We start from the raw sequence: 21,413 nt of genomic DNA on the forward strand, positions 1-21,413 counted from the left end.
GGGCAAGCCCGCTCACCACAGCAAGCCCGCTCACCACGCAAGCCAGCGCCACATGGAATCTCCGTCAGCCGACCGGCTTTTTCCAACCGGAACAAGCTGTTACTGTACCGATCATAAAGCCCAAGCCGCCTGGATCGGATCCCTGACTTGAAGCGTCCCCTCCTTCTACTAATAAGTCTGGCCTTGAGCTTTGCTGCGAACGCGACGATTACCGAAAGCCACGGTTATGCACAGTTCGGCAGCCTCAAGTACCCGGCCAAATTCACCCACTTCGATTGGGTAAACCCTGCAGCGCCGAAAGGCGGGACATTGCGGGTCATGGCCTTTGGCACCTTCGACACCCTCAACCCCTACACCTTCAAGGGCTCCAGCCCGGTTTCCACGCCCAACTTCCTGCAATACGGCGTCAATGAGCTGAACGAGCCGTTGATGGTCGGCACCGGCCTGTACGCGCCTTCCGGCGATGAACCCACCTCCAGCTATGGGTTGATCGCCCAGTCGGTGGAATACAGCGAGGACCGCAGCTGGGTGGTGTTCAACCTGCGCCCGGAAGCGCGCTTTCACGATGGCAAGCCGATCACCGCCTATGACGTGGCGTTTTCCTATCGCACCCTGCTGACCGAAGGCCACCCGCAGTACCGCACCAACCTGCAGGAAGTGGCACGGGTGGATATCCTCAACCGGCACCGCATCCGCTTTGTGTTCAAGCGCGCCGGCAACCCGTTGCTGATCCTGCGCCTGGGCGAGTTGCCGGTATTGCCCCAACACTATTGGAAAAACCGCGATTTCAAGGCCACCACTTTTGAACCGCCACTGGGCAGCGGGCCGTACCGCATCAGCAAAGTCACGCCTGGCCGGCAATTGGTGTTCGAACGGGTCAAGGATTACTGGGGCAAGGACCTGCCGGTCAATCAGGGTTTCTATAACTACGACAAGGTCGAGGTGGAGTTCTACCGCGACAGCGACGTGGCCTTCGAAGCCTTCAAGGCCGGCGAGTTCGATATCTACATAGAGCACCAGGCCAAGAACTGGGCCAATGGCTACAACTTCCCCGCGGTGAACCGTGGCGACGTGATCAAGGCGCAGATCGCCCACCAGATCCCGACCCAGAGCCAGGGCCTGTTCATGAACACCCGGCGGCCCACCTTCAGCCAGACCAAGGTGCGTGAAGCCCTGGGGCTGATGTTCGACTTCGAATGGACCAACCGCACCCTGTTCAGCAGCGCCTACAAGCGCACCTTGAGCTACTACCCCAATAGCGAATTCGCCGCGACCGGTGTGCCCACCGGCCATGAGTGGCTGATGCTCTCGCCCTACCGCGAGCAGTTGCCGGCCAACCTGTTTACCCAGCCGTTCAGCTTGCCCCAGACCGATGGGCGTGGCATCCCCCGCGAAACCCTGCGCCGTGCGCTGGCGCTGCTCAGCGACGCCGGCTGGAAACTTTCCGGCCAGCGCCTGCTCAACAAGGACGGCCAACCGCTACGGTTCGAGATCCTGCTGGTCAACCCGAACCTGGAGCGCATCCTGCAGCCCTACGTCGAGAACTTGATCAGCATCGGCATCGACGCGCGCCTGCGCACCGTCGACCGCGCCCAGTACAAGCAACGCCTGGATCAATTCGACTTCGACATGATCCTGATCACCCTCAACCAGACCCTGAGCCCAGGCCTTGAGCAGTGGCAGTATTTCCACTCCAGCCAGGCCGCGATCAAGGGCAGCAAGAACTTCGCAGGCATCGCCAACCCGGTTGTCGATCACCTGCTGGAACACCTGCTGGCTGCCAAGACCCGCGAGGAACAACTGGCCGCCGGCCGTGCCCTGGACCGGGTACTGCTGTGGCAGCACTACAGCATTCCCAACTGGTACCTCAACTATCATCGCTTGGCGTACCGCAACCGGTTCGCCTTTGTCACCACGCCGCCCTACAGCCTGGGCCTGAGCGCATGGTGGCTGAAAGCTTCGGAGAAAGCCCAATGATGTCTTTGCGTACTGCCCTGCTCGGCGGCCTGCTGCTGTGCACCGTGGCCCAAGCCGCCCCGCAACATGCGTTGACGCTCTACAACGAGCCACCGAAATACCCCGCCGACTTCAAGCACTTCGACTACGTCAACCCGGATGCGCCCAAGGGCGGCACGTTCCGAGAGTCGGCCATGGGTGGTTTCGACAGCCTCAACCCCTACATCAGCAAGGGCGTACCGGCCGACAACCTCGGCCTGATCTATGACACCCTGGCCATGCAAAGCCTGGATGAACCCATCACCGAGTACGGACTGGTCGCCGGCAAGATCGAAAAAGCCCCGGACAACAGCTGGGTGCGCTTCTACCTGCGCCCCGAAGCACGCTTCCACGACGGCCACCCGATCCGCGCCGAAGATGTGGTGTTTACCTTCCAGGAATTGATCAAGGAAGGCTCGCCGATCTACCGCACCTATTACGCCGACGTCGACGAAGTGGTCGCCGAGGACCCGCTGAAGGTGCTGTTCAAGTTCAAGCGCACCAATAACCGCGAATTGCCGCTGATCCTCGGCCAACTGCCGGTATTGCCCAAGCATTGGTGGGCGACCCGCGACTTCGCCAAGGGCAACCTTGAAGTGCCGCTGGGCAGCGGGCCGTACAAGGTCGCCGAGGTGAAGGCCGGGCGCATGATCCGCTACGAGCGGGTCAAAGACTACTGGGCCAAGGACCTGCCGGTCGCCAAGGGTTTCTACAACTTCGATAACCGCATCACCGACTATTACCGCGACAGCACCGTGTCCCTGGAAGCCTTGAAGGCCGGGCAGTTCGACTACTGGCTGGAATTCAGCGCCAAGAACTGGGCCAACGCCTACAACATCCCGGCGGTGGCCCAGGGTCGCCTGATCAAGGAAGAAATCCCCAACGGTAACCCCACCGGCATGCAGGGCTTCGTGTTCAACATGCGCAAACCGATGTTCCAGGACGTGCGGGTGCGCAAGGCCATCAGCCTGTTGCTGGATTTCGAGTGGAGCAACAAGCAGCTGTTCAACGGTGCCTACACCCGCACCCGCAGTTACTTCGAAAACTCGGAGATGGCCGCCACCGGCCTGCCAGGTCCAGATGAGCTGAAAATCCTCGAGCCCCTGCGCGACAAGATCCCGCCCGAAGTCTTCACCCAGGCGTTCGAACCGGCCAAGACCGACGGCAGCGGCATGATCCGCACACAGCAACGCGAAGCCTACCAACTGCTGCAGGAAGCCGGCTGGCGCATCGTCGACGACAAGATGGTCGACACCACTGGCAAGCCGGTGAAAATCGAGTTCCTGCTGGCCCAGACCGAGTTCGAACGCATCCTGCTGCCGTTCAAGCGCAACCTGGCTGACCTGGGGATCGACCTGGTGATCCGCCGGGTGGACGTCTCGCAGTTCGTCAACCGCATTCGCTCGCGGGACTTCGACATGCTGGTGGGCAGCTTCCCGCAGTCAACCTCGCCGGGCAATGAACAACGGGAGTTCTGGAAGTCTTCCAGCGCCGACAAACCTGGCAGCCGCAACTACATGGGCCTCAAGGACCCGGCCATCGACCAGTTGGTGGAAGAGCTGATCGACGCCGATTCGCGCAAAAGCCTGGTGGCGCATGCCAAGGCCCTGGACCGCGTGTTGCAGTTCGGCTACTACGTGATCCCGAACTGGCACATCAAGACCTTCCGCGTCGCGTACTGGGACCACCTGGGCCACCCCAAAGTCCCGCCGCGCTACGACGTCGGCACGGCCACCTGGTGGGCCAAACCCGACGCCAAGCCTGCCATTCCCCTAGACACGAGCACCCACGCCGATCCGGCGAGCGGAGGCGATTAAATGCTGGCCTATATCTTTCGCCGCCTGTTACTGATCATCCCCACGCTGTTCGGGATCCTGCTGATCAACTTCGTCATCATCCAGGCCGCCCCCGGGGGCCCGGTGGAACAGATGATCGCCAAGCTCGAAGGCTTTGAAGGCGCCACCAGCCGCATTGCCGGCGGCGGTGCCGAGGTGTCGGTGGCCGGTTCCAGCAGCTACCGAGGCGCCCAGGGCCTGGACCCGGCGCTGATCAAGGAAATCGAGAAGATGTACGGCTTCGACAAATCGGCGCCGGAACGCCTGTGGATCATGGTCAAGAACTACGCCCAGCTGGATTTCGGCGACAGCTTCTTTCGTGACGCCAAGGTCATCGACCTGATCAAGGAAAAGATGCCGGTGTCCATCTCCCTCGGGTTATGGAGCACGCTGATCATGTACCTGGTGTCCATCCCCCTGGGGATCGCCAAGGCCACGCGGCACGGCAGCCATTTCGATGTGTGGACCAGTTCGGCGATCATCGTCGGCTACGCGATCCCGGCGTTCCTGTTTGCGATCCTGTTGATCGTGGTGTTTGCCGGTGGCAGTTACCTGGACTGGTTCCCCTTGCGCGGGCTCACGTCGAACAACTTCGACGAGCTGAGCTGGGGCGGCAAGGTCCTCGATTACTTCTGGCACCTGGCGCTGCCCATCACGGCCTTGGTGATCGGCAACTTTGCCACCATGACCCTGCTGACCAAGAACAGCTTTCTCGACGAGATCAACAAGCAGTACGTGATCACCGCCAAGGCCAAGGGCCTGACCAACCACCGCGTGCTGTACGGCCATGTGTTCCGCAATGCGATGTTGCTGGTAATCGCCGGCTTCCCTTCGGCGTTTATCGGCATTTTCTTCACCGGTTCGCTGCTGGTGGAGGTGATCTTTTCCCTCGACGGCCTGGGCCTGATGAGCTTTGAAGCGGCGATCAACCGCGACTACCCGGTGGTGTTCGGCACGTTGTTCATCTTCACCCTGCTGGGGCTGATTGTGAAACTGATCGGCGACCTCACCTACACCTTGGTCGATCCGCGTATCGACTTTGCCAGCCGGGAGCATTGAGATGAATCTATCCCCCCTCAATCGCCGCCGGTTCGAACGGTTCAAGGCCAACAAACGTGGCTGGTGGTCGCTGTGGTTGTTCCTGATCCTGTTTGTGCTGAGCCTGGGCGCCGAGCTGATCGCCAACGACAAGCCACTGGCCGTGCACTACGACGGTGGCTGGTACTTCCCGGCGCTCAAGCGCTACCCAGAGACCACCTTTGGCGGCGAGTTCCCGCTGGAAGCCAACTACAAGAGCCCGTATATCCAGGAACTGCTCAAGGCCAAGGACGCCTGGACCTTATGGGCGCCGATCCCGTTCAGCTACCAGAGCATCAACTACGACCTCAAGGTGCCCGCCCCGGCGCCGCCCTCTTCCGTGAACCTGCTGGGCACCGACGACCAAGGCCGCGACGTACTGGCGCGGGTCATCTACGGCTTCCGTGTGTCGGTGCTGTTTGCCCTGACGCTGACAGTGCTCAGCTCGATCATCGGCGTGATCGCCGGGGCCTTGCAGGGCTTCTATGGCGGCTGGGTCGACCTGGCGGGGCAGCGGTTCCTGGAAATATGGTCCGGGTTGCCGGTGTTGTACTTGCTGATCATCCTCGCCAGTTTCGTGCAGCCCAACTTCTGGTGGCTGCTGGGGATCATGCTGCTGTTTTCGTGGATGAGCCTGGTGGACGTGGTACGCGCCGAGTTCCTGCGCGGACGCAACCTGGAATACGTGCGCGCCGCCAGGGCCCTGGGCATGCAGAACGGCGCGATCATGTTCCGCCACATTTTGCCGAATGCGATGGTGTCGACCATGACCTTCATGCCGTTCATCCTCACCGGCGCCATCGGCACCCTCACCGCCCTGGACTTCCTCGGCTTTGGTTTGCCGGCTGGCTCGCCATCGCTGGGTGAACTGGTGGCCCAAGGCAAATCCAATCTGCAAGCGCCGTGGCTGGGCATGAGTGCCTTTGCCGTGCTGGCGATCATGTTGAGTTTGCTGGTGTTTATCGGCGAGTCCGCTCGCGATGCCTTCGACCCGAGGAAATGAGATGAATCAGGACAATCTGATCGAAATCCGCGACGTCTCCGTCGAGTTTGTCACGGGCGACCATCACCACCGTGTGGTGAACAACGTCAGCTTCGACATCAAGCGCGGCGAAACCATCGCGCTGGTGGGCGAAAGCGGCTCGGGCAAATCGGTGACGGCCCACTCGATCCTGCGCCTGCTGCCCTACCCGCTGGCGCGGCACCCCTCCGGCACCATCAACTATGCCGGGCAGGACCTGCTCACGCTGAAAGAAAAAACCATCCGCCACATTCGCGGCAACCGCATTGCGATGATCTTCCAGGAGCCGATGACCTCCTTGAACCCGCTGCACAACATCGAGAAGCAGATCAATGAAGTGCTGGGCCTGCACAAGGGGCTCACCGGCAAGGTCGCCACCCAGCGCACCCTGGAGTTGCTGGAACTGGTGGGCATTCCCGAACCGCACAAGCGCCTCAAGGCCCTGCCCCATGAGTTGTCCGGCGGCCAGCGCCAGCGGGTGATGATCGCCATGGCATTGGCCAATGAGCCAGAACTGCTGATTGCCGATGAGCCGACCACGGCGCTGGATGTGACGGTGCAACTGAAGATCCTGGAATTGCTCAAGGAGTTGCAGGCTCGCTTGGGCATGGCGCTGCTGTTGATCAGCCATGACCTTAACCTGGTGCGGCGCATTGCCCACCGCGTGTGCGTGATGCAGAAGGGTTGCATCGTCGAACAGGCGGACTGCGAGACGCTGTTCCAGTCGCCCCAGCATCCCTACACCCAGGAACTGCTTGCGGCCGAGCCCAGTGGCGGGCCCGCCAACAACGCGGTGGGCGCGCCGCTTTTGGAAGTCGATGACCTCAAGGTGTGGTTCCCGATCAAGAAAGGCTTTTTGCGCAACACCGTCGACTACGTCAAGGCGGTGGACGGTATCAACTTCAGCCTGCCCCAGGGGCAGACCCTGGGCATCGTTGGCGAAAGCGGCTCGGGCAAATCCACCCTGGGCCTGGCGATTTTGCGGTTGATCGCCAGCAAGGGCGGGATCCGCTTCGAAGGCCAGCAACTGGACAAGCTGACCCAGCAGCAGGTGCGCCCGCTGCGCCGGGAAATGCAGGTGGTGTTCCAGGACCCGTTCGGCAGCCTGAGCCCGCGCATGTGCGTCAGCGAGATCGTCGGTGAAGGCCTGCGCATCCACAAGATGGGTACACCGGCCGAGCAGGAAGTCGCGATTATCGCAGCACTCAAGGAGGTGGGCCTGGACCCGGAATCCCGGCACCGCTACCCCCACGAATTCTCCGGCGGCCAGCGCCAACGCATCGCCATCGCCCGCGCACTGGTGCTCAAGCCACGCCTGATCCTGCTCGACGAACCCACCTCGGCCCTCGACCGCACGGTGCAACGCCAGGTGGTGGAACTGCTACGCAGCCTGCAGGCCAAGTACAACCTGACGTACCTGTTTATCAGCCATGACTTGGCGGTGGTCAAAGCCTTGAGTCACCAGTTGATGGTGGTCAAACATGGGCAGGTGGTGGAGCAAGGCGATGCCCAGGCGATTTTCGCCGATCCGCAGCATGCCTACACCCGTCAGCTGCTGGAGGCCGCGTTCCTCGTACCCGCCTGACCCAAAATGCGGGAGCTGGCTCGCCTGCGTTAGCGGCGGGCCAGCCTATACATTCATCGACTGATGCGCCGCCATCGCGGGCAATCCCGCTCCCCCATAACAGCCTTTCAATATCATTTGCGCGCACGCGCCCCCTTTGCTTTAATCGCGACCAATTCTTATTTACGCCAATCCTTTTGCGCTGGATGGAAATCGTGTCGACCTCTTTCACCCACCTCTATGGCACCCACCACAGCTGGCTGCTCGGCCTGTTACGGCGCCGCTTGAACGACCGCTGGGATGCCGCCGACCTGGCCCACGACACGTTTATCCGTATCCTCAACCGGCCTCCGGTCGAGACCGATCACCTGCGCCAGCGCTCCTACCTGGCCACCATCGCCCGTGGCTTGTGCATCGACCACTGGCGCCGCCGTCAGCTCGAAAAAGCCTGGCTGGAGAGCCTGGCCCTGTGCCCGGAAGCCATCCAACCTTCACCGGAACAACGCGCAATCATCGTCGAGACCCTCTACGAAGTAGACGCCATGCTCGCGCGCCTGCCGAAGAAAGTCAGCGAAGCCTTCCTGCTCGCCCAGTTGCACGGCCAGCCTTACAAACAGATCGCCGAGCACCTGGGCGTGGGTGAACGCATGGTCAAGAAATACATGGCCCAGGCCCTTCTGCACTGCGCCATCCTTGAAGCCGAACTCGACGGGATGCTGGTGCAATGAACACTTCCGGCACCCTCAGCCATGCCAGCCTGGAGCAGGCGGCGCACTGGTACGTGCGCCTGCAGGACCCGGGAGGCAACCAGGAGCACCAGCGTTGGCAAGCCTGGGTGGCACAGAACCCCGAGCACCTGGCGGCCTGGCAGTATGTCGAGCGGGTCAGCCAACGCTTTGCGCCCTTGATGGAACAACCCCAAGGCGCCAGCCGGGCGTTGCGCAGTTCGCGGCGCCAGACCCTCAAGACGCTGTTGGTGCTGTGTGCCGGTTCGACACTGGCCTGGGGCACCTGGCGCACGACCGCCCTGCCTCGACTGGTTGGCGGCTGGCGTGCGGACTACGCCACCGGCAGCGGCGAGACGCGCGATGCGCTGCTGGCCGATGGCAGCCATGTGTGGCTGAACGCCTTAAGTGCGTTGGATGTGCGTTTTGATGGGCTACAACGGTTGTTGCAGTTGCGCTTTGGCGAAGTGCTGATCGACACGGCCAAGGACGCCAGCCGGCCCTTCCTGGTGGACACCGAACACGGGCGTATGCAGGCGCTGGGGACACGTTTCAGTGTGCTGCACGGCGAGCATCACACCCAGCTCAACGTCTTCGAAGGGCGGGTGCAGGTCACCACGCACGACGCGCAGGCACGCATCCTCGAAGCCGGTCAACAGGTGTCCTTTACGCGCGACGGCTTCGCCCCTACTGCACCGGCCTCCCCGGCCCGTGAAGCCTGGAGCCGTGGCGTGCTGTTGGCGGACGACCTCCCGCTGGGCCAATTGATCGCCGAACTCAACCGCTATCGCCCCGGCCACCTGGGCTGCGACCCGGCTGTGGCGCAACTGCCGGTGATGGGTTCATTCCCGCTGATCGACAGCGATCACGCCCTGCACCTGTTGCAAGCGGCGCTGCCGATTCGCGTCGACAGGCCGATGCCCTGGTGGGTCGCTGTCGGGCCAAAGTAAAAAACGCTAAATGTCAGTTCCCTTTTCCCACACTCGTTCGGTTAACCCTGCAGACGCTCTATTTCGCCGATCGATTTGATCCAAAGGGAACCCTTCATGTCGCAACCTGCTCGTTTTGCGCTGCGCCCATTGGCGCTGGCCACGTCGCTGTTTTGCCTCGGCGCGCCGGCGGCCTACGCCGCCGAATCAGCCGCCACCCAGGAAGCCACTCGCAGCTACCGGATCGCCGCCGGCTCCCTGGTCAGTGTGTTGAACAGCTTTGCCGAGCAGTCCGGCCTTTTCATCGCAGGCCACAACAACCTCGCCGCCGGTAAAACCAGCCCCGGCCTGAATGGCAGCTACACCCCCGCCAGCGGTTTGCAGCGCCTGTTGCAAGGCAGTGGCTTGCAGGCCGTCGCCCAGGGCAACAACAGCTACGTGCTGGAGCCGATTCCAGCCAACAGCGGCGCCCTGGAGCTGGGCGCCACCACGATTTCCGGCCAGGGCCTGGGCGCGACCACCGAAGACACGCATTCGTACACCACCGGTTCCATGGCGTCGGCCACCGGCCTGCCGCTGTCGATGCGCGAAACCCCGCAATCGGTCACGGTGATCACCCGCCAGCAGATGGACGACCAGGGCTCCACGAACATCGCCGACACCCTGCGCCGCGCCCCTGGCGTCAGCGTGCAGAACTACGACAGCGAGCGCTGGGAGTTCTCCAGCCGGGGCTTGCCGATCACCAATTTCCAGTATGACGGCGTCAACTCCACCTACGACGGCGTGTATGACTACGGCACCACCAGCACCGACATGGCGGTGTATGACCACCTGGAAATCATCAAGGGCTCGGCCGGCCTGCTGAGCGGCTCCGGCGACCCGTCGGCCACCGTCAACCTGATCCGCAAGAAACCCACGGCGGCGTTCAAGGCCTCAGTGACCCAGACCTTCGGTTCCTGGGACAACTACCGCACCGAAGGCGACCTTTCCGGCCCGCTGACCGAGTCCGGCAATGTGCGCGGGCGTTTTGTCGGCGTGTACCAGGACCGCCAGTCGTACCTGGACCACTACCAGCACACCAAGGACATCGCCTACGGCATCCTCGAAGCCGACTTGACGCCCGACACCCTGCTGACCTTCGGCATCGACCAGCAGGACACGCGCTCACGCGGCGCCAGTTGGACCGGTTTCCCGATGTATTTCAGCGACGGTTCGCGCACCCACTTCTCGCGTTCGTTCAACCCAGCCGCCGACTGGAGCCGCCGCGATTTCACCAACCAGACGCTCTTCGCCTCGGTGCAGCAGAAGCTGGCGAATGACTGGTCGCTCAAGGTCAGCCTCGACCGCAAGCGCAGCCAGCACGACACCCTGCTCGCGTCCGCCAGCGGTGGCAACCCGGACCCGGTCAGCGGCGAGAACATGTACATGTTCATGGGCAAGTACAAGGGCGACCAGGTGCAGAACACCCTGGACGTCAACCTCAGTGGGCCGTTCAGCCTGTTTGGCCGCGAGCACGAGTTGATCATGGGCTTCATGGCCACCCGCTCTAAACAGGACGTGCCGGTGTACGGCTCGATCTACCCACCAGTGGGCGGCAGTATCTTCGACTGGCACGGCGAATACGCCAAGCCGGACATCCCGCGCAGCGGCCAGAACGATATCGTGCAGCGCCAGACCGGGGCGTACCTGGCCACGCGCCTGAAACCCACCGATGATTTGTCGGTGATCCTCGGCACCCGCGTGAGCACGTTCAGCGGCACCGACACCACCGACTTCTACGACCCGACCAAGGCCGACAACCGCACCACCTACCACCAGAGCGGCGTGGTCACGCCGTACGCCGGCATCGTCTATGACCTCAACGACACCTGGTCGGTGTACACCAGCTACACCCAGATCTACCGCCCGCAAACCAGCAAGGACGCCGACCGCAAACTGCTTGATCCGATCGAAGGCGATACCTACGAAGCCGGGATCAAGGCCGCGTTCTACGACGGCCGCCTCAACGCCAGCTTTGCAGCGTTTCGCATTGAGCAGGACAATGTTGCCGAGTACGTCTCGGGCTTCGAGACCGACTCGGTGTACCGCGCCATCGCCGGCGCCACCACCAAGGGCTTCGAAGCGGAGTTGTCGGGTGAAGTGCTGGACGGCTGGAACGTCTCCGCCGGCTACACTTACCAACACACCCGCGACGCCAATGACGGCTACGTCTACAGCTCGGTGCTGCAAACCACCACGCCACAGCAAGTGGTGCGCCTGTTCAGCACTTACCGCCTGCCCGGCGCCCTGGAGAACGTCACCGTCGGCGGCGGCGTGAACTGGCAGAGCGAATTCTTCGGCAATGTGTTCCAGCCGGACCCGAATGACACGGTCAACTTCGGCCACAACTCACGCATCACCCAGGACAGCTACTACCTGGTGGACCTGATGGCGCGCTACCGCTTCAACGACCACCTGAGCACCACGCTCAACGTGAAGAACCTGTTCGACAAAACGTACTACACGGGCCTGGGCAACTTCGGCACCGGTTTCTACGGCGAACCGCGTAGCCTCCAATTGGCGACCAAGTGGGACTTCTAGGTTCGAACGCTAACCTGTGGCAAGGGAGCTTGCTCTCTTGCCAAACGTGCAGCAGCCGCGCTTAAGCACCTGAAACTTGTGGCAGCCTGTGCAATGATCCTCCTTCGATCTCTCAAGGGACGGAACCGCCACCATGCTGCCGAACACCCCCATGCATCCCGCGCACGCGCCGCAGTTCTGGCGCGACGAGCGCCTGCCGTTCATCGAAGCGCGCACCATCGCCGACGGACGCAAGGTCACCTACGGTCGGCACGCCCACGAGCACTTCTCCATCGGTGCGGTGACCCTGGGGCGCAGCTATTACCACTACGGCGCGCAGACCTTCCAGATCAGCGCCGGCACCGTGGTGTTGATGAACCCGGGCGATGTGCACGCCTGCAACCCCATCGATAACGAGCACTGGTCTTATCAGATGCTGTACCTCGATACGCCCTGGCTGACCGACCTGCAATACCAACTGGGGTTCAGCACCGACCAGGGCTATCGAGCGTTCAACACCCCTTACACGTGCGACCCCGTGTTGTATCGCGGGCTGTTGGCGCTCTACCGCACACTGGTGGACACGCAAGCCGAACACCTGCAAAAGCAAAGTGCGCTGGTGAGTTACTTCAGTGAAGTGCAACAGCGCCTCAACCCCTCCGACACGCCGCCACGTGAGGTCAACCACAAGCTGGAACGGGCCGCCGAGTTCATCCGCGCCCATTGCACCCAGGCGTTGAAACTCGAAGATATCTGCCTGGCTGCCGAGTTATCGCCGTCCTACCTGATTCGCGCGTTCAAGCAGTATTACGGGCTGACGCCCCATGCGTTCCTGGTGAACCAGCGTATCCAGTTTGCCCGCGCCCAGTTGCGTAACGGCGAGCTGATCGCCGAGGTCGCCCTGGCCGCCGGCTTTGCCGACCAGGCGCATTTCCAGCGCGCGTTCAAGCTGCACTTCGCCGCCACGCCCGGGCAGTACCGCGACCTGCTCAAGCCATCAGCAAATAACCCACACTGGCCACCAGCAACGCGGCCATTGAGCGGTTGAACACACGCACGCCCTGGGGGTTGCCCAGGTAGCGGCGCAGAAAAGTCCCGGCATAGGCCCAGCACGCCACCGACAGGTAGCAGATCACCAGGTAGAGGCTCGCGAACAGCCACACTTGCTGCGCATCACCGTCGGCCACAAACAGCCCCATCCCCGCGACGCAGGCCAGCCATGCCTTGGGGTTGAGCCATTGCATGACCGCGCCATACAGCATCGACGGCGCGGTGGCGGTGCCATCGGCATCCAGCCGGCCATCGTCCACTGCCAGCTTCCAGGCCATGTACAGCAGGAAGACCACCCCGCCCCACTGGATCAACTGAGTCAGGATCGGCCAGCGCAGCAGCACTTCATGCAAGCCCAGGCCGATCAATACCAGCAACAAGGTGAAGCCCGCCGCCGCGCCAAACACGTGTTTCTGGCTGGCCACAAAACCGAAGCGCGCCCCTGAACTCAGGGCGACCACATTCACAGGTCCCGGTGTGATGGAGGTGGCCAACGCAAACGCAGCCATGGAAACGATCAAGCTCATTGCAATTCCTTTTTATTCGAACGAGTGACGATGGGCCCACGGTAAAGCGCAACAAGAGCGGGGTATTGAACAAAATAACCCTCGTCGAATTATTTTGTAGACGATCGCCGCCATTCCCGTGGATGGCCGACATGTCCCAACTGCAGCGTGACCATCTAGACGAAGCGGCCAGCCAGGTGCCCACCCGCAATATCCCCGATTGGCTGCTGCGCCTGCTGGCACGTTTCGATCCGCTCCTGCGCGGCCTGACCCCCAACCTCGGCCGCCAACATCGCCACACAACCGAAAAAGCCCGCGTCATGCTCGGCTGGCAAACACGCCCGGCCCGCGAAACGCTGATCGATTGTGCCAACAGCCTGATTGCCCGCAAGGGGCTTTAGACGCTTTTATTCCATTGATATAACTGCATTTTTTTCTTTCGAACGGCAGGTTTTGATAGGCAAAAATGCGTATTTGCCGGGCCGCAGCCGATGCTAGAGTTCAGCCCTCCTCAACACAAAAAAGGAACCGCTATGTCACGTCGCCTGTTGGCAGCCGCCTGCCTGATGCTGTGTTTTTCTGCGGCCCAAGCCGCTGAACGCTGGGAAACCCTGCCGCCAACGCCCGCCCCCGTGGCCGGCGCCAAGGGCGGCTACGCCGCCGTCAACGGCATCAAGGTCTATTACACCCGCACCGGCCATGGCTCGCCGGTGGTGCTGCTGCACGGTGGTTTGTCCAACTCCGATTACTGGGGCAACCAGGTCAAGGCGCTGGCCGCCAAGCACACGGTGATCAGTATCGACAGCCGTGGCCACGGGCGTAGCTCGCGGGACGACAAACCCTACGGCTACGACCTGATGGCCGACGACGTGGTCGCCGTGCTCGACAGCCTGAAAATCCCCCGCGCCGATATCGTCGGCTGGAGCGACGGCGCCATCATCGGCATCGACCTGGCCCTGCGTCACCCGGACCGTATCGGCAAAGTGTTCGCCTTCGCCGCCAACACCCAGACTGCCGGGGTGAAGGATGGCGTCGAGAAGAACCCGACCTTCGCGGCCTTCATCGAACGCGCGGGCAAGGAGTACGGCAAGCTGTCGCCAACGCCGAAAGAGTACGACGCGTTTGTCGAACAGATCAGCCATATGTGGGCCAGCCAACCGAACTGGACCGACGCGCAACTGCAAAGCATCAAGACGCCGATCCTGATTGCCGATGGCGACCATGACGAGGCGATCAAGCGCGAACACACCGAGTACATGGCCGCGACCATTCCCGGTGCGGGCCTGTTGATCCTGCCCAATACCAGCCACTTTGCCTTCCTGCAGGACCCGGCGTTGTTCAATGCGGCATTGCTGGGCTTCCTCGACGGCAAATAGACCCTGTACCCTGTCGGCGCGCATCACCTGCGCGCCCACCGTTTCCAGCCACGTCAGGACGCCAATGCCCAACCCCATCCCACGACGGCGCAACGCCGCCGTCACGCGCGAAGCCATCTTGCTCTCCGCGCGCAAAGCGTTCGCCCAATCGGGCTATGACGGCGCCGGCGTAGGTGAAATCGCCGCCGGCGCGGGGGTGACCGCGATGCTGGTCAACCGCTACTTCAGCTCCAAGGAGCAGCTGTTTGCCGAAGTGATCGCCGACACCATGGCCACCCCCATCATCCTCACCGAAGGCAACCTCCCTTCGCAAAATCTCGGACGCACCCTCGCCACCGCATTGGTCAGCATCACCGAAGCCGGCAGCACGCCGCTGGAAGGTTTCCTGATCATGCTGCACTCGGCTTCCAGCAAACGCGCCGCCATCATCGGCCGCGAACAGGTGGAAAAAGGTCACCAGGCGACCATGGCCGCTGCCCTCAAGGGCGCTCACCACGAGGAGCGCGCGGCACTGGTGATGGCGTTGGTTTCCGGGTTCCAGGTGATGCGCCAGATGCTCGAACTGTCGGCACTGGCCAAGGCCGATCCCCAGGTGTTGGTCGACCTGCTGACGCCGCTGTTCCAGCAGTTGGTGGATGGCCAACCCCAGCCTATTTGACGAACAACTCGCGGTCCCGCGCCTTCACATGACCGGGTCGGTAGTAGGCTTCAAACCAGGTTTTTTGCCCCGCTGCCGGTGGCTTGGCCAGGCGCAGGGTCTGCAGCGCACCGGGCTGGCTGGCATTGACGCGAAAGTGGAAGTGGTCAAACAGGCGCAACGCCTCGATGGCATACACCACGGCGACCTTGCGGTCTTCAATGCGGATCAGGTGGTCGCCGTTGTTCTTCTCCCCGCCCCCGGCCAGGTTGGATGACCCGGTGTACACCGTGGGGTTGGTGCCGTTGAAGTCGGTGACCACAAACTTGTTGTGTACCATGTTCCCCGCATTGCCCGACCATTCCGACCTGAACGGCGCCGGCGCGTTACTCGCCAGGTAAGCGAACGGCAGCAGCCCCACCGAGCCGTCCGGCTTGCGCACCGCCAGCTTGCCGGTGCGCTGGGCCACGCCATAGGAGAACAGCGCGCGCCGCATCAACTCATCCAGCGCGGTGCGCACTTTGCCGTTGATCAGGCTGAGGAACACGATGGAATACAGCACCGAGCTGGTGGCGTTTTCGATGCTGGTGGCGATGGGGTCCAGGGACAATGCGCTGTCAGCATGGGGTGCAAAGCACAACGACACTTTGGAGCCCGGCTCGTCGCGCACCACCCACCACTTTTGCGCGAGCGGATGCTGGCGGAACATCGCGGGCGAATGCCAGTAAACATCAAATACCTCTGCAAACTTGCCCGCGACCCTTTCATCGTCGAACAACAGCACGTTATTGGCCTGGATATACAAACCACGCAGGGCAAAGTTGGTGGAGCCGCCCAGCACGCGGATCGCCTTGCCAGCGCGGCGCACAATCAGCACCTTATTGTGCTGCTGGCTGGAAAAATGCAAGCGTTTGACCTGCGCCCCGGCTGCGCTCAAGCGCGTGGCGCTGAGGCTTTCACAGCTGTCGGCGGCGCCCTGGTCGCCATGGTCATCGATGATTGCGCGCAGGCGCGGGCCGAGGTGTTCCAGGCGGCGCAGGAGGTCGGGCTCCTTGCTTTCGTAGATCAGTGCATCAAGGGTCAGCTCGGGGTCGTTGGCCACTTGATCCAGCACCTGCAGAATCAACTGCCGTGCCTCGAACCCCAGCCATTGGTAATTGCGTTCGAACGGCGCCATGTCCAACGCCAGGTAGGCGCTGGGTGCAGAGCGAGCCGGCGGCAGGATACGTGTTTCATTATCGAAACGGTCGCCGTACGCCTGGGACGACGCAAAACCTCGGGTGAAGCCGATATTCACGAACTGGTTGAGGGTTTGCGCTTCGAGGCTGACCTGCCCCTCCACGCCCACACCCTTGCTCAGCACGCCGTCGGCGCCCATGTAGCAGGCGGTGACCCGGTAGCGGTAATAGCCCGGCAGGATCTCGCTGGGCACATGGATCCAGCGAAATTTCTGGAACGGCGCCTCGGTGGACGGAAAAGTACGCGGGCGCTCGGGCGTGGGTGGGTAGTCGAAGTGCAACCGGTTGTGCAGCACGCCCCAGTGCGTACTGCCGGGGTAACGCACTTCGATGCTGAAGCCGACAAAATCGACGGTGGCGAGGTCGGGGGCCAGGTCGAATGCCAGCAGTGCAGCGCCCTCTCCTCGGTACAGCTTGAAGGTCAACCCTTGGAATGTTGTCTTGCTCTCGAAATCGGCGCTCAAGTGATGTCCCTTCCAATGGGAGACGTTCCTTAGAGTCTAGCGCCTGTGCGGCATCAAGCCAGTGGCGATTGCGTGACGATATCGCCGATGCCCAACACCCGCCCATCCTCGGCAACGATCTGCACGTTACGCAGCGGCTTGAGCGAGCGCGCATCCAGCACCTGGGCGCTGACATGCTCGGCCTCAGTGAAGGCTTGGCCCCATTGCGCCAGTGTCACCAGCACCGGCATGAGCGCGCGGCCTTTGTCAGTGAGCTGGTATTCGCTGCGCGCGCCGACTTCGCTGGTGTGCAACAGGCCCTGCTCGACCATGTCCTTGAGCCGTGTGGCGAGGATGTTTTTTGCCACGCCCAGGTGCTTCTGGAAATCACCGAAGCGCGTCACCCCGGCGAAGGCGTCGCGAATGATCAGCAACGTCCACCAGTCACCCACCACGTCCAAGGCGCGAGCCACCGGGCAGCCGTCGCCTTCCAGGCATTTGCGTTTCATCGTCGGCCCTCCAGGCAGGCGTAAAATTAGGTTGCATTATAGGACCAACAGGCTCAGGATAAAAACGGTTTCATTATTAAACCAAATTCATCCCTTATTTCGCAGGCTGGAGCGCATCATGGACATTCGTGGAAAAGTAGTACTGGTCACCGGCGCCAATCGCGGCCTGGGCAAAGCCTTCGTCAACGCCTTGCTGGAAGGCGGTGCAGCCAAGGTCTATGCCGGCGCGCGTGACCCCAACAGCGTCGACATCCCCGGCAGCACCCCGATTGCACTGGACATCACCGACCCGGCCAGCGTGCAGCGTGCCGCCGAGCACTGCACGGATGTCGACGTGGTGATCAACAACGCGGGGTTCCTGAAGTACGGCTCGTTGCTGGCCGAAGACAGCGTCGAGAACCTGCAGCAGCACTTTGACGTGAACACCTTTGGCACCCTGCGCGTCAGCCGTGCCTTTGCGCCGATCCTGGCCAAGCAAGGCGGCGGCGCGTTGATCAACGTGCTGTCGGTATTGAGCTGGCTGAGCCCTCCCGGCACCGGTGGCTACAGCACCTCCAAGTCGGCCCAGTGGGGCCTCACCAACGGCCTGCGCGGCGAGTTGCGCGAGCAGAACACCCTGGTCATCGGCGTGCACCCGGCCTACATCGACACCGACATGGTCGCCGATGTGCAAGCACCCAAAAGCACGCCGCAGGAAGTCGTCGCCCTCACCCTGCAAGCCCTGAGCGAAGACCGCGAAGAAGTGCTGATCACCGACATGACCCATGCGGTGAAAGCCTCGTTGTCCACTGCCAGCCCGGTCTACCTCAACCACTGATCAAGGAAAAATGCGCGCCCACCCCGGCGCGCACGCCCTCGGCCACGGCCAGCGCCACGGAACCCGCGGCGAGGGAGGCATCGCCACAGGCAAACACACCAGGCACGGAGGTCTGGCGCATGTCATTGGTGAGCAGGTAACGGCCAGTGGGGCCGTCGGCCAACTCACACCCCAACTGTGCAGCCAATGGACTGATGTGCGTGCGAGACATCGTGAAGAGACCGTCGAGATTGAACACCCGGCCATCGTCCAATTCCAGGTCGGCACGCGCACCGCAAATCCTTCGTACCGCCCCGCTTGCCACACGCACACCACGACGGTCCAACTGCGCCTGCTGTTCGGCATCCGGGGTAAACACGCCATTGGTAAACAAGGTGGTGGTGCCCCAGTCCGGCAGCATCAGCGCGTGGTGCATGGCCAGCGGTGAGGTCGCGAGTACCCCGATGCGGCCTTGATCCAGCTCATAACCATGGCAGTAAGGGCAGTGGAATACGTGCTTGCCCCAGCGTTCTTCCAGGCCTTCGATGTCGGGCAGCACGTCGACCACACCCGTGGCGAGGATCAAGCGCTTGCCTTCAAAGGTACCGTTATGTTCGGTGCGCACGCTGAAGCCTTCGGCCTCAACCACGCGGTCCTGCACCCACGTGACCGTCGCGTACTCCATCAACTGGCTACGACCTTCGGCGGCGATGATCGCTGGCGTCTGCCCGTCCTGACCGAGAAACCCGTGGGACGTGGCTGCAAAGCGGTTGCGCCGCTGCCCGGCATCGATCACCAGCACCTGGCGCCGCGCCCGTGCCAATTGCAGGCCGGCGGACAGGCCAGCGTAGCTGCCGCCCACGATGATTACGTCGTACATCATGAAAATGACCCCATGCGGTGTGCCCCCGGTTATCCGGGCGCTTTCACGACACACCATAAGTTACGTAAAAATACGCCGTCAAGAGTCTCGCAACTTTTCAGGTTGCGAAGGATACTGTGCGCTGAATTGACCCGAGGTCCCTTGATGAGAAACGACACCCGTCTTTCGCGCATGCTGCATGTGCTGATCCATATGGGTCGCCATGAAGAGCGCGCCACGTCGGAAACCATCGCGCAGATGCTGGGCACCAACCCGGTGGTGGTGCGGCGCACACTCGGGCTGCTCAAGGAAAAGGGCTACGTCCGCTCGGAAAAAGGCCATCAAGGTGGCTGGAGCCTGGGCAAGCCGTTGAGTGAAATCACCTTGCTGGAGATTCACAACGCCTTGGGCACGCCGTCGATATTTGCCATCGGCCTGTCCACTGATCACCCGGAATGCCTGGTGGAACAAGCGGTGAACGCCGCGCTGACGGACGCCTTCGAGCAAGCCCAGGCGCTGCTGTTGAAGCGCCTGGGCGAGGTCACGTTGGCGCAATTGGCCGAAGATTTTGACGAGCGCTATCGCGTGGCGATGCTGCCTTAGCGCTGGGCGGGGATGCGGATATCGCCGTCGCGGCACTGGGTTTTTACGCTACGCGGGCAACCGGCGAACGCCAGGTCCTTGGTCAGGCACACCCGCACCTCCGACAGCACCTTGCCTTTGCAGATCACCGCCAGCCCATGGTTGCCCATGCGCGGGTTGCTCTCGCGAAACAACGCCTCGATCTCACTGGCCTGCAGCGACGGCGGCGTATTGAACGGCTGCAACGGCTGCGGAATAGTCACCACGCCCAATGCCTGGTCGGTTTTTTCCAGGTAGGCCAACGGCTCCAGCCCCGTGCACGTGCCGTGCTTGGCCCATTCGTGCTTGAGCAGCGACCGGGTCGGGAACAGGGCCGCGCCCTTCTCGATCGCTTCGTGAGTCAACTGCGCTTGGGGTGCGCATGAGGCCGGCCACCCTCCCCGTGCGTACTGCGGCCACAAGCCGTGCAACACAAAACCGTAGCCCTTGCCCGAGCACTGTTCATTGTCCGGGTGCGTCAGGCAAAAGGTCGGCGACCACGACAGCGACAACACATAAAAATCAAACTCACCCGGCGTACCTTGGGTACGCGGGGCCGCCCCTGCACTTGTGGCCAGTACCAGCCACAACGCCATCCAGTATTTCATCCGTCCGTTCCTTCCAAAAACAACAACCCTATCGCGCTTACCCCGGATGATTGGGGTTACGTTGTAGCACCTTGTCGAGGATGCGATCGGTCTTCAACGCCTCGATGCCCAGTGACGGGTGCTCGGCATCGCCGCGAATATGCGCGTTCATCGCCAGCACGTGGTGCCATTGGATATGCGCATGGCACGGCACTTCCAGCACCTCGTTGGTTTCACCTTCAAGGTGCAGGGGCTGGTCTTCGAAGACCGAGAAGCGGATGCGCCCACGGCTGCCGATTAGCTCCACCTGGTCTTCACGGCGGTCTGCGACGAAATTCCAGCAGCCCATGCCGAGTGCGCCCGAACTGAAGGTCCAGCACGCCGTCACGGCGTCCTCGGCCGCATAGCGCTCGGCTTGTCGCGCAGTAAAGCCCGAGACTTCGATGATGTCGCCGGCCAGGTACTGGAACAGGTCGAACCCATGGCTGGCCAGGTCGGCAAAGTAGCCACCGCCGGCAATGGCCGGGTCGGTGCGCCAGTTGGCGGCGCTGGCATCGTCGGCGCCCGGTGGTTTGCACAGGGTCCAGGTCAGATGGCGCAGTTCACCAATCCGCCCGTCCCGTAGCCAATCACGCACTTGCTGGAAGCGCGGCAGCGAACGCCGGTAGTAGGAGACAAACAGATGCAACCCGGCGCGCTCGAAGGTGCGCTGCATCAAAGCGCTTTGCTCGGCATTGAGGGACATGGGCTTCTCGACGCAGCAATGCTTGCCGGCCGCCGCGACCATCAGGCTGTATTCGAGGTGACTGTCCGGCGGCGTAGCGATGTACACCGCGTCCACCTCGGGGTCGTTGATCAGTGCCTGGGCGTCGGTGTAGAAGCGCGCGATGCCGTGGCGTGCCGCATAATCGCGCACCGCCTCTTCACGGCGTCCCATCACGGCCACCAACGCCGAACCTGGCGCTTTGTAGAAAGCGGGTCCACTCTTCAATTCAGTGACACTGCCACAGCCGATCATGCCCCAGCGTACGGTGCTCATCTGCTCTCCTCGTCCGTTTTGATCAATCGGGCAGTATCCACATC

At 62.3% G+C, this 21,413-nt stretch carries 20 protein-coding genes; 14 read left to right on the forward strand and 6 right to left on the reverse strand.

The annotated features are described in order from the left end of the window. The first annotated feature begins 147 nt into the window (after positions 1-147). From CWC48_RS28205 to CWC48_RS28245, 9 genes are all read left to right on the forward strand, one after another. Positions 148-1,977 (forward strand): extracellular solute-binding protein, encoded by a 1,830-nt coding sequence (locus tag CWC48_RS28205; protein WP_099493925.1) that lies wholly within the window; start codon positions 148-150, stop codon positions 1,975-1,977. Beyond that, positions 1,974-3,812, forward strand: coding sequence for an extracellular solute-binding protein (locus CWC48_RS28210; RefSeq protein ID WP_099493926.1), 1,839 nt, complete (start codon positions 1,974-1,976; stop codon positions 3,810-3,812). The genes CWC48_RS28205 and CWC48_RS28210 overlap by 4 nt, the downstream gene beginning before the upstream one ends. Continuing rightward, positions 3,813-4,889 (forward strand): microcin C ABC transporter permease YejB, encoded by a 1,077-nt coding sequence (locus CWC48_RS28215; RefSeq protein ID WP_078048081.1) that lies wholly within the window; start codon positions 3,813-3,815, stop codon positions 4,887-4,889. A gap of 1 nt (position 4,890) precedes the next feature. Next, a complete protein-coding gene (locus CWC48_RS28220) occupies positions 4,891-5,910 on the forward strand; it encodes an ABC transporter permease (protein ID WP_012723835.1) in 1,020 nt (339 codons plus the stop codon). A gap of 1 nt (position 5,911) precedes the next feature. Next, complete coding sequence (locus CWC48_RS28225) at positions 5,912-7,513, forward strand: ABC transporter ATP-binding protein (RefSeq protein WP_100490944.1); 1,602 nt, start codon at positions 5,912-5,914, stop codon at positions 7,511-7,513. Between the two features lie 185 nt (positions 7,514-7,698). Then, on the forward strand, positions 7,699-8,220 hold the full coding sequence (locus tag CWC48_RS28230; RefSeq protein ID WP_078048079.1) for a sigma-70 family RNA polymerase sigma factor: 522 nt from the start codon (positions 7,699-7,701) through the stop codon (positions 8,218-8,220). Further along, positions 8,217-9,167 carry a FecR domain-containing protein gene (locus CWC48_RS28235; protein WP_100490945.1) on the forward strand — a complete coding sequence of 317 codons (951 nt, stop codon included), beginning with the start codon at positions 8,217-8,219 and terminating at the stop codon, positions 9,165-9,167. The genes CWC48_RS28230 and CWC48_RS28235 overlap by 4 nt, the downstream gene beginning before the upstream one ends. Before the next feature lie 96 nt (positions 9,168-9,263). Beyond that, the gene (locus CWC48_RS28240) at positions 9,264-11,726 is read left to right on the forward strand and encodes a TonB-dependent receptor (protein ID WP_100490946.1); all 2,463 of its coding nucleotides are present in this window, start codon (positions 9,264-9,266) and stop codon (positions 11,724-11,726) included. A gap of 133 nt (positions 11,727-11,859) precedes the next feature. Beyond that, a complete protein-coding gene (locus CWC48_RS28245; protein WP_252994033.1) occupies positions 11,860-12,753 on the forward strand; it encodes an AraC family transcriptional regulator in 894 nt (297 codons plus the stop codon). Here the strand turns inward: CWC48_RS28245 and CWC48_RS28250 are convergent. After that, on the reverse strand, positions 12,695-13,282 hold the full coding sequence (locus tag CWC48_RS28250) for a LysE family translocator (protein WP_078048075.1): 588 nt from the start codon (positions 13,280-13,282) through the stop codon (positions 12,695-12,697). The two genes, CWC48_RS28245 and CWC48_RS28250, sit on opposite strands and share 59 nt — an antisense overlap. Before the next feature lie 131 nt (positions 13,283-13,413). Here CWC48_RS28250 and CWC48_RS28255 point away from each other — a divergent pair, with 131 nt between their 5' ends. From CWC48_RS28255 to CWC48_RS28265, 3 genes are all read left to right on the forward strand, one after another. Beyond that, positions 13,414-13,662 carry a hypothetical protein gene (locus CWC48_RS28255; RefSeq protein WP_177409458.1) on the forward strand — a complete coding sequence of 83 codons (249 nt, stop codon included), beginning with the start codon at positions 13,414-13,416 and terminating at the stop codon, positions 13,660-13,662. Positions 13,663-13,794: 132 nt separating this feature from the next. Beyond that, the gene (locus CWC48_RS28260) at positions 13,795-14,637 is read left to right on the forward strand and encodes an alpha/beta fold hydrolase (protein ID WP_078048074.1); all 843 of its coding nucleotides are present in this window, start codon (positions 13,795-13,797) and stop codon (positions 14,635-14,637) included. A 64-nt stretch (positions 14,638-14,701) separates the two neighbouring features. Then, positions 14,702-15,295, forward strand: coding sequence for a TetR/AcrR family transcriptional regulator (locus CWC48_RS28265; RefSeq protein ID WP_100490947.1), 594 nt, complete (start codon positions 14,702-14,704; stop codon positions 15,293-15,295). Here the strand turns inward: CWC48_RS28265 and CWC48_RS28270 are convergent. Both CWC48_RS28270 and CWC48_RS28275 read right to left on the reverse strand, forming a co-directional pair. Beyond that, complete coding sequence (locus CWC48_RS28270; RefSeq protein WP_100490948.1) at positions 15,288-16,976, reverse strand: phospholipase D-like domain-containing protein; 1,689 nt, start codon at positions 16,974-16,976, stop codon at positions 15,288-15,290. The two genes, CWC48_RS28265 and CWC48_RS28270, sit on opposite strands and share 8 nt — an antisense overlap. Before the next feature lie 53 nt (positions 16,977-17,029). Further along, positions 17,030-17,464: a helix-turn-helix domain-containing protein gene (locus CWC48_RS28275; RefSeq protein ID WP_078048071.1), complete on the reverse strand. Its 435-nt coding sequence runs from the start codon at positions 17,462-17,464 to the stop codon at positions 17,030-17,032. 118 nt (positions 17,465-17,582) lie between these two features. On the opposite strand from CWC48_RS28275, the gene CWC48_RS28280 reads away from it, so the two are divergent. Next, complete coding sequence (locus tag CWC48_RS28280; RefSeq protein WP_078048070.1) at positions 17,583-18,281, forward strand: SDR family oxidoreductase; 699 nt, start codon at positions 17,583-17,585, stop codon at positions 18,279-18,281. On the opposite strand, the gene CWC48_RS28285 is transcribed toward CWC48_RS28280, so the two are convergent. After that, positions 18,271-19,143, reverse strand: a complete 873-nt coding sequence (locus tag CWC48_RS28285; protein WP_100490949.1) for an NAD(P)/FAD-dependent oxidoreductase — start codon at positions 19,141-19,143, stop codon at positions 18,271-18,273. The genes CWC48_RS28280 and CWC48_RS28285 overlap by 11 nt on opposite strands. Positions 19,144-19,287: 144 nt before the next feature. Between CWC48_RS28285 and CWC48_RS28290 the strand changes: the two genes are divergently transcribed. Then, entirely contained in the window at positions 19,288-19,725 is a 438-nt protein-coding gene (locus tag CWC48_RS28290) for an Rrf2 family transcriptional regulator (RefSeq protein WP_078048068.1), read from the forward strand. Here the strand turns inward: CWC48_RS28290 and CWC48_RS28295 are convergent. Further along, on the reverse strand, positions 19,722-20,351 hold the full coding sequence (locus tag CWC48_RS28295; protein ID WP_100490950.1) for a ribonuclease T2: 630 nt from the start codon (positions 20,349-20,351) through the stop codon (positions 19,722-19,724). The genes CWC48_RS28290 and CWC48_RS28295 overlap by 4 nt on opposite strands. Positions 20,352-20,388: 37 nt before the next feature. Continuing rightward, the gene (locus tag CWC48_RS28300; protein ID WP_099493936.1) at positions 20,389-21,369 is read right to left on the reverse strand and encodes a Gfo/Idh/MocA family protein; all 981 of its coding nucleotides are present in this window, start codon (positions 21,367-21,369) and stop codon (positions 20,389-20,391) included. Positions 21,370-21,413 lie beyond the last annotated feature (44 nt).

This window comes from Pseudomonas sp. S10E 269 (genome assembly GCF_002798465.1).
Taxonomy (GTDB): domain Bacteria; phylum Pseudomonadota; class Gammaproteobacteria; order Pseudomonadales; family Pseudomonadaceae; genus Aquipseudomonas; species Aquipseudomonas pergaminensis.

Excerpts from the sequence above, each read along its gene's own strand:
- CWC48_RS28245 (WP_252994033.1), top strand. The coding sequence starts at position 11,860 with ATGCTGCCGAACACCCCCATGCATCCCGCGCACGCGCCGCAGTTCTGG.
- CWC48_RS28220 (WP_012723835.1), top strand. The coding sequence starts at position 4,891 with ATGAATCTATCCCCCCTCAATCGCCGCCGGTTCGAACGGTTCAAGGCC.
- CWC48_RS28230 (WP_078048079.1), top strand. The coding sequence starts at position 7,699 with ATGGAAATCGTGTCGACCTCTTTCACCCACCTCTATGGCACCCACCAC.
- CWC48_RS28280 (WP_078048070.1), top strand. The coding sequence starts at position 17,583 with ATGGACATTCGTGGAAAAGTAGTACTGGTCACCGGCGCCAATCGCGGC.
- CWC48_RS28250 (WP_078048075.1), bottom strand. The coding sequence starts at position 13,282 with ATGAGCTTGATCGTTTCCATGGCTGCGTTTGCGTTGGCCACCTCCATC.
- CWC48_RS28240 (WP_100490946.1), top strand. The coding sequence starts at position 9,264 with ATGTCGCAACCTGCTCGTTTTGCGCTGCGCCCATTGGCGCTGGCCACG.
- CWC48_RS28285 (WP_100490949.1), bottom strand. The coding sequence starts at position 19,143 with ATGATGTACGACGTAATCATCGTGGGCGGCAGCTACGCTGGCCTGTCC.
- CWC48_RS28260 (WP_078048074.1), top strand. The coding sequence starts at position 13,795 with ATGTCACGTCGCCTGTTGGCAGCCGCCTGCCTGATGCTGTGTTTTTCT.
- CWC48_RS28290 (WP_078048068.1), top strand. The coding sequence starts at position 19,288 with ATGAGAAACGACACCCGTCTTTCGCGCATGCTGCATGTGCTGATCCAT.
- CWC48_RS28210 (WP_099493926.1), top strand. The coding sequence starts at position 1,974 with ATGATGTCTTTGCGTACTGCCCTGCTCGGCGGCCTGCTGCTGTGCACC.
- CWC48_RS28275 (WP_078048071.1), bottom strand. The coding sequence starts at position 17,464 with ATGAAACGCAAATGCCTGGAAGGCGACGGCTGCCCGGTGGCTCGCGCC.
- CWC48_RS28255 (WP_177409458.1), top strand. The coding sequence starts at position 13,414 with ATGTCCCAACTGCAGCGTGACCATCTAGACGAAGCGGCCAGCCAGGTG.
- CWC48_RS28215 (WP_078048081.1), top strand. The coding sequence starts at position 3,813 with ATGCTGGCCTATATCTTTCGCCGCCTGTTACTGATCATCCCCACGCTG.
- CWC48_RS28235 (WP_100490945.1), top strand. The coding sequence starts at position 8,217 with ATGAACACTTCCGGCACCCTCAGCCATGCCAGCCTGGAGCAGGCGGCG.
- CWC48_RS28295 (WP_100490950.1), bottom strand. The coding sequence starts at position 20,351 with ATGAAATACTGGATGGCGTTGTGGCTGGTACTGGCCACAAGTGCAGGG.
- CWC48_RS28300 (WP_099493936.1), bottom strand. The coding sequence starts at position 21,369 with ATGAGCACCGTACGCTGGGGCATGATCGGCTGTGGCAGTGTCACTGAA.
- CWC48_RS28225 (WP_100490944.1), top strand. The coding sequence starts at position 5,912 with ATGAATCAGGACAATCTGATCGAAATCCGCGACGTCTCCGTCGAGTTT.
- CWC48_RS28265 (WP_100490947.1), top strand. The coding sequence starts at position 14,702 with ATGCCCAACCCCATCCCACGACGGCGCAACGCCGCCGTCACGCGCGAA.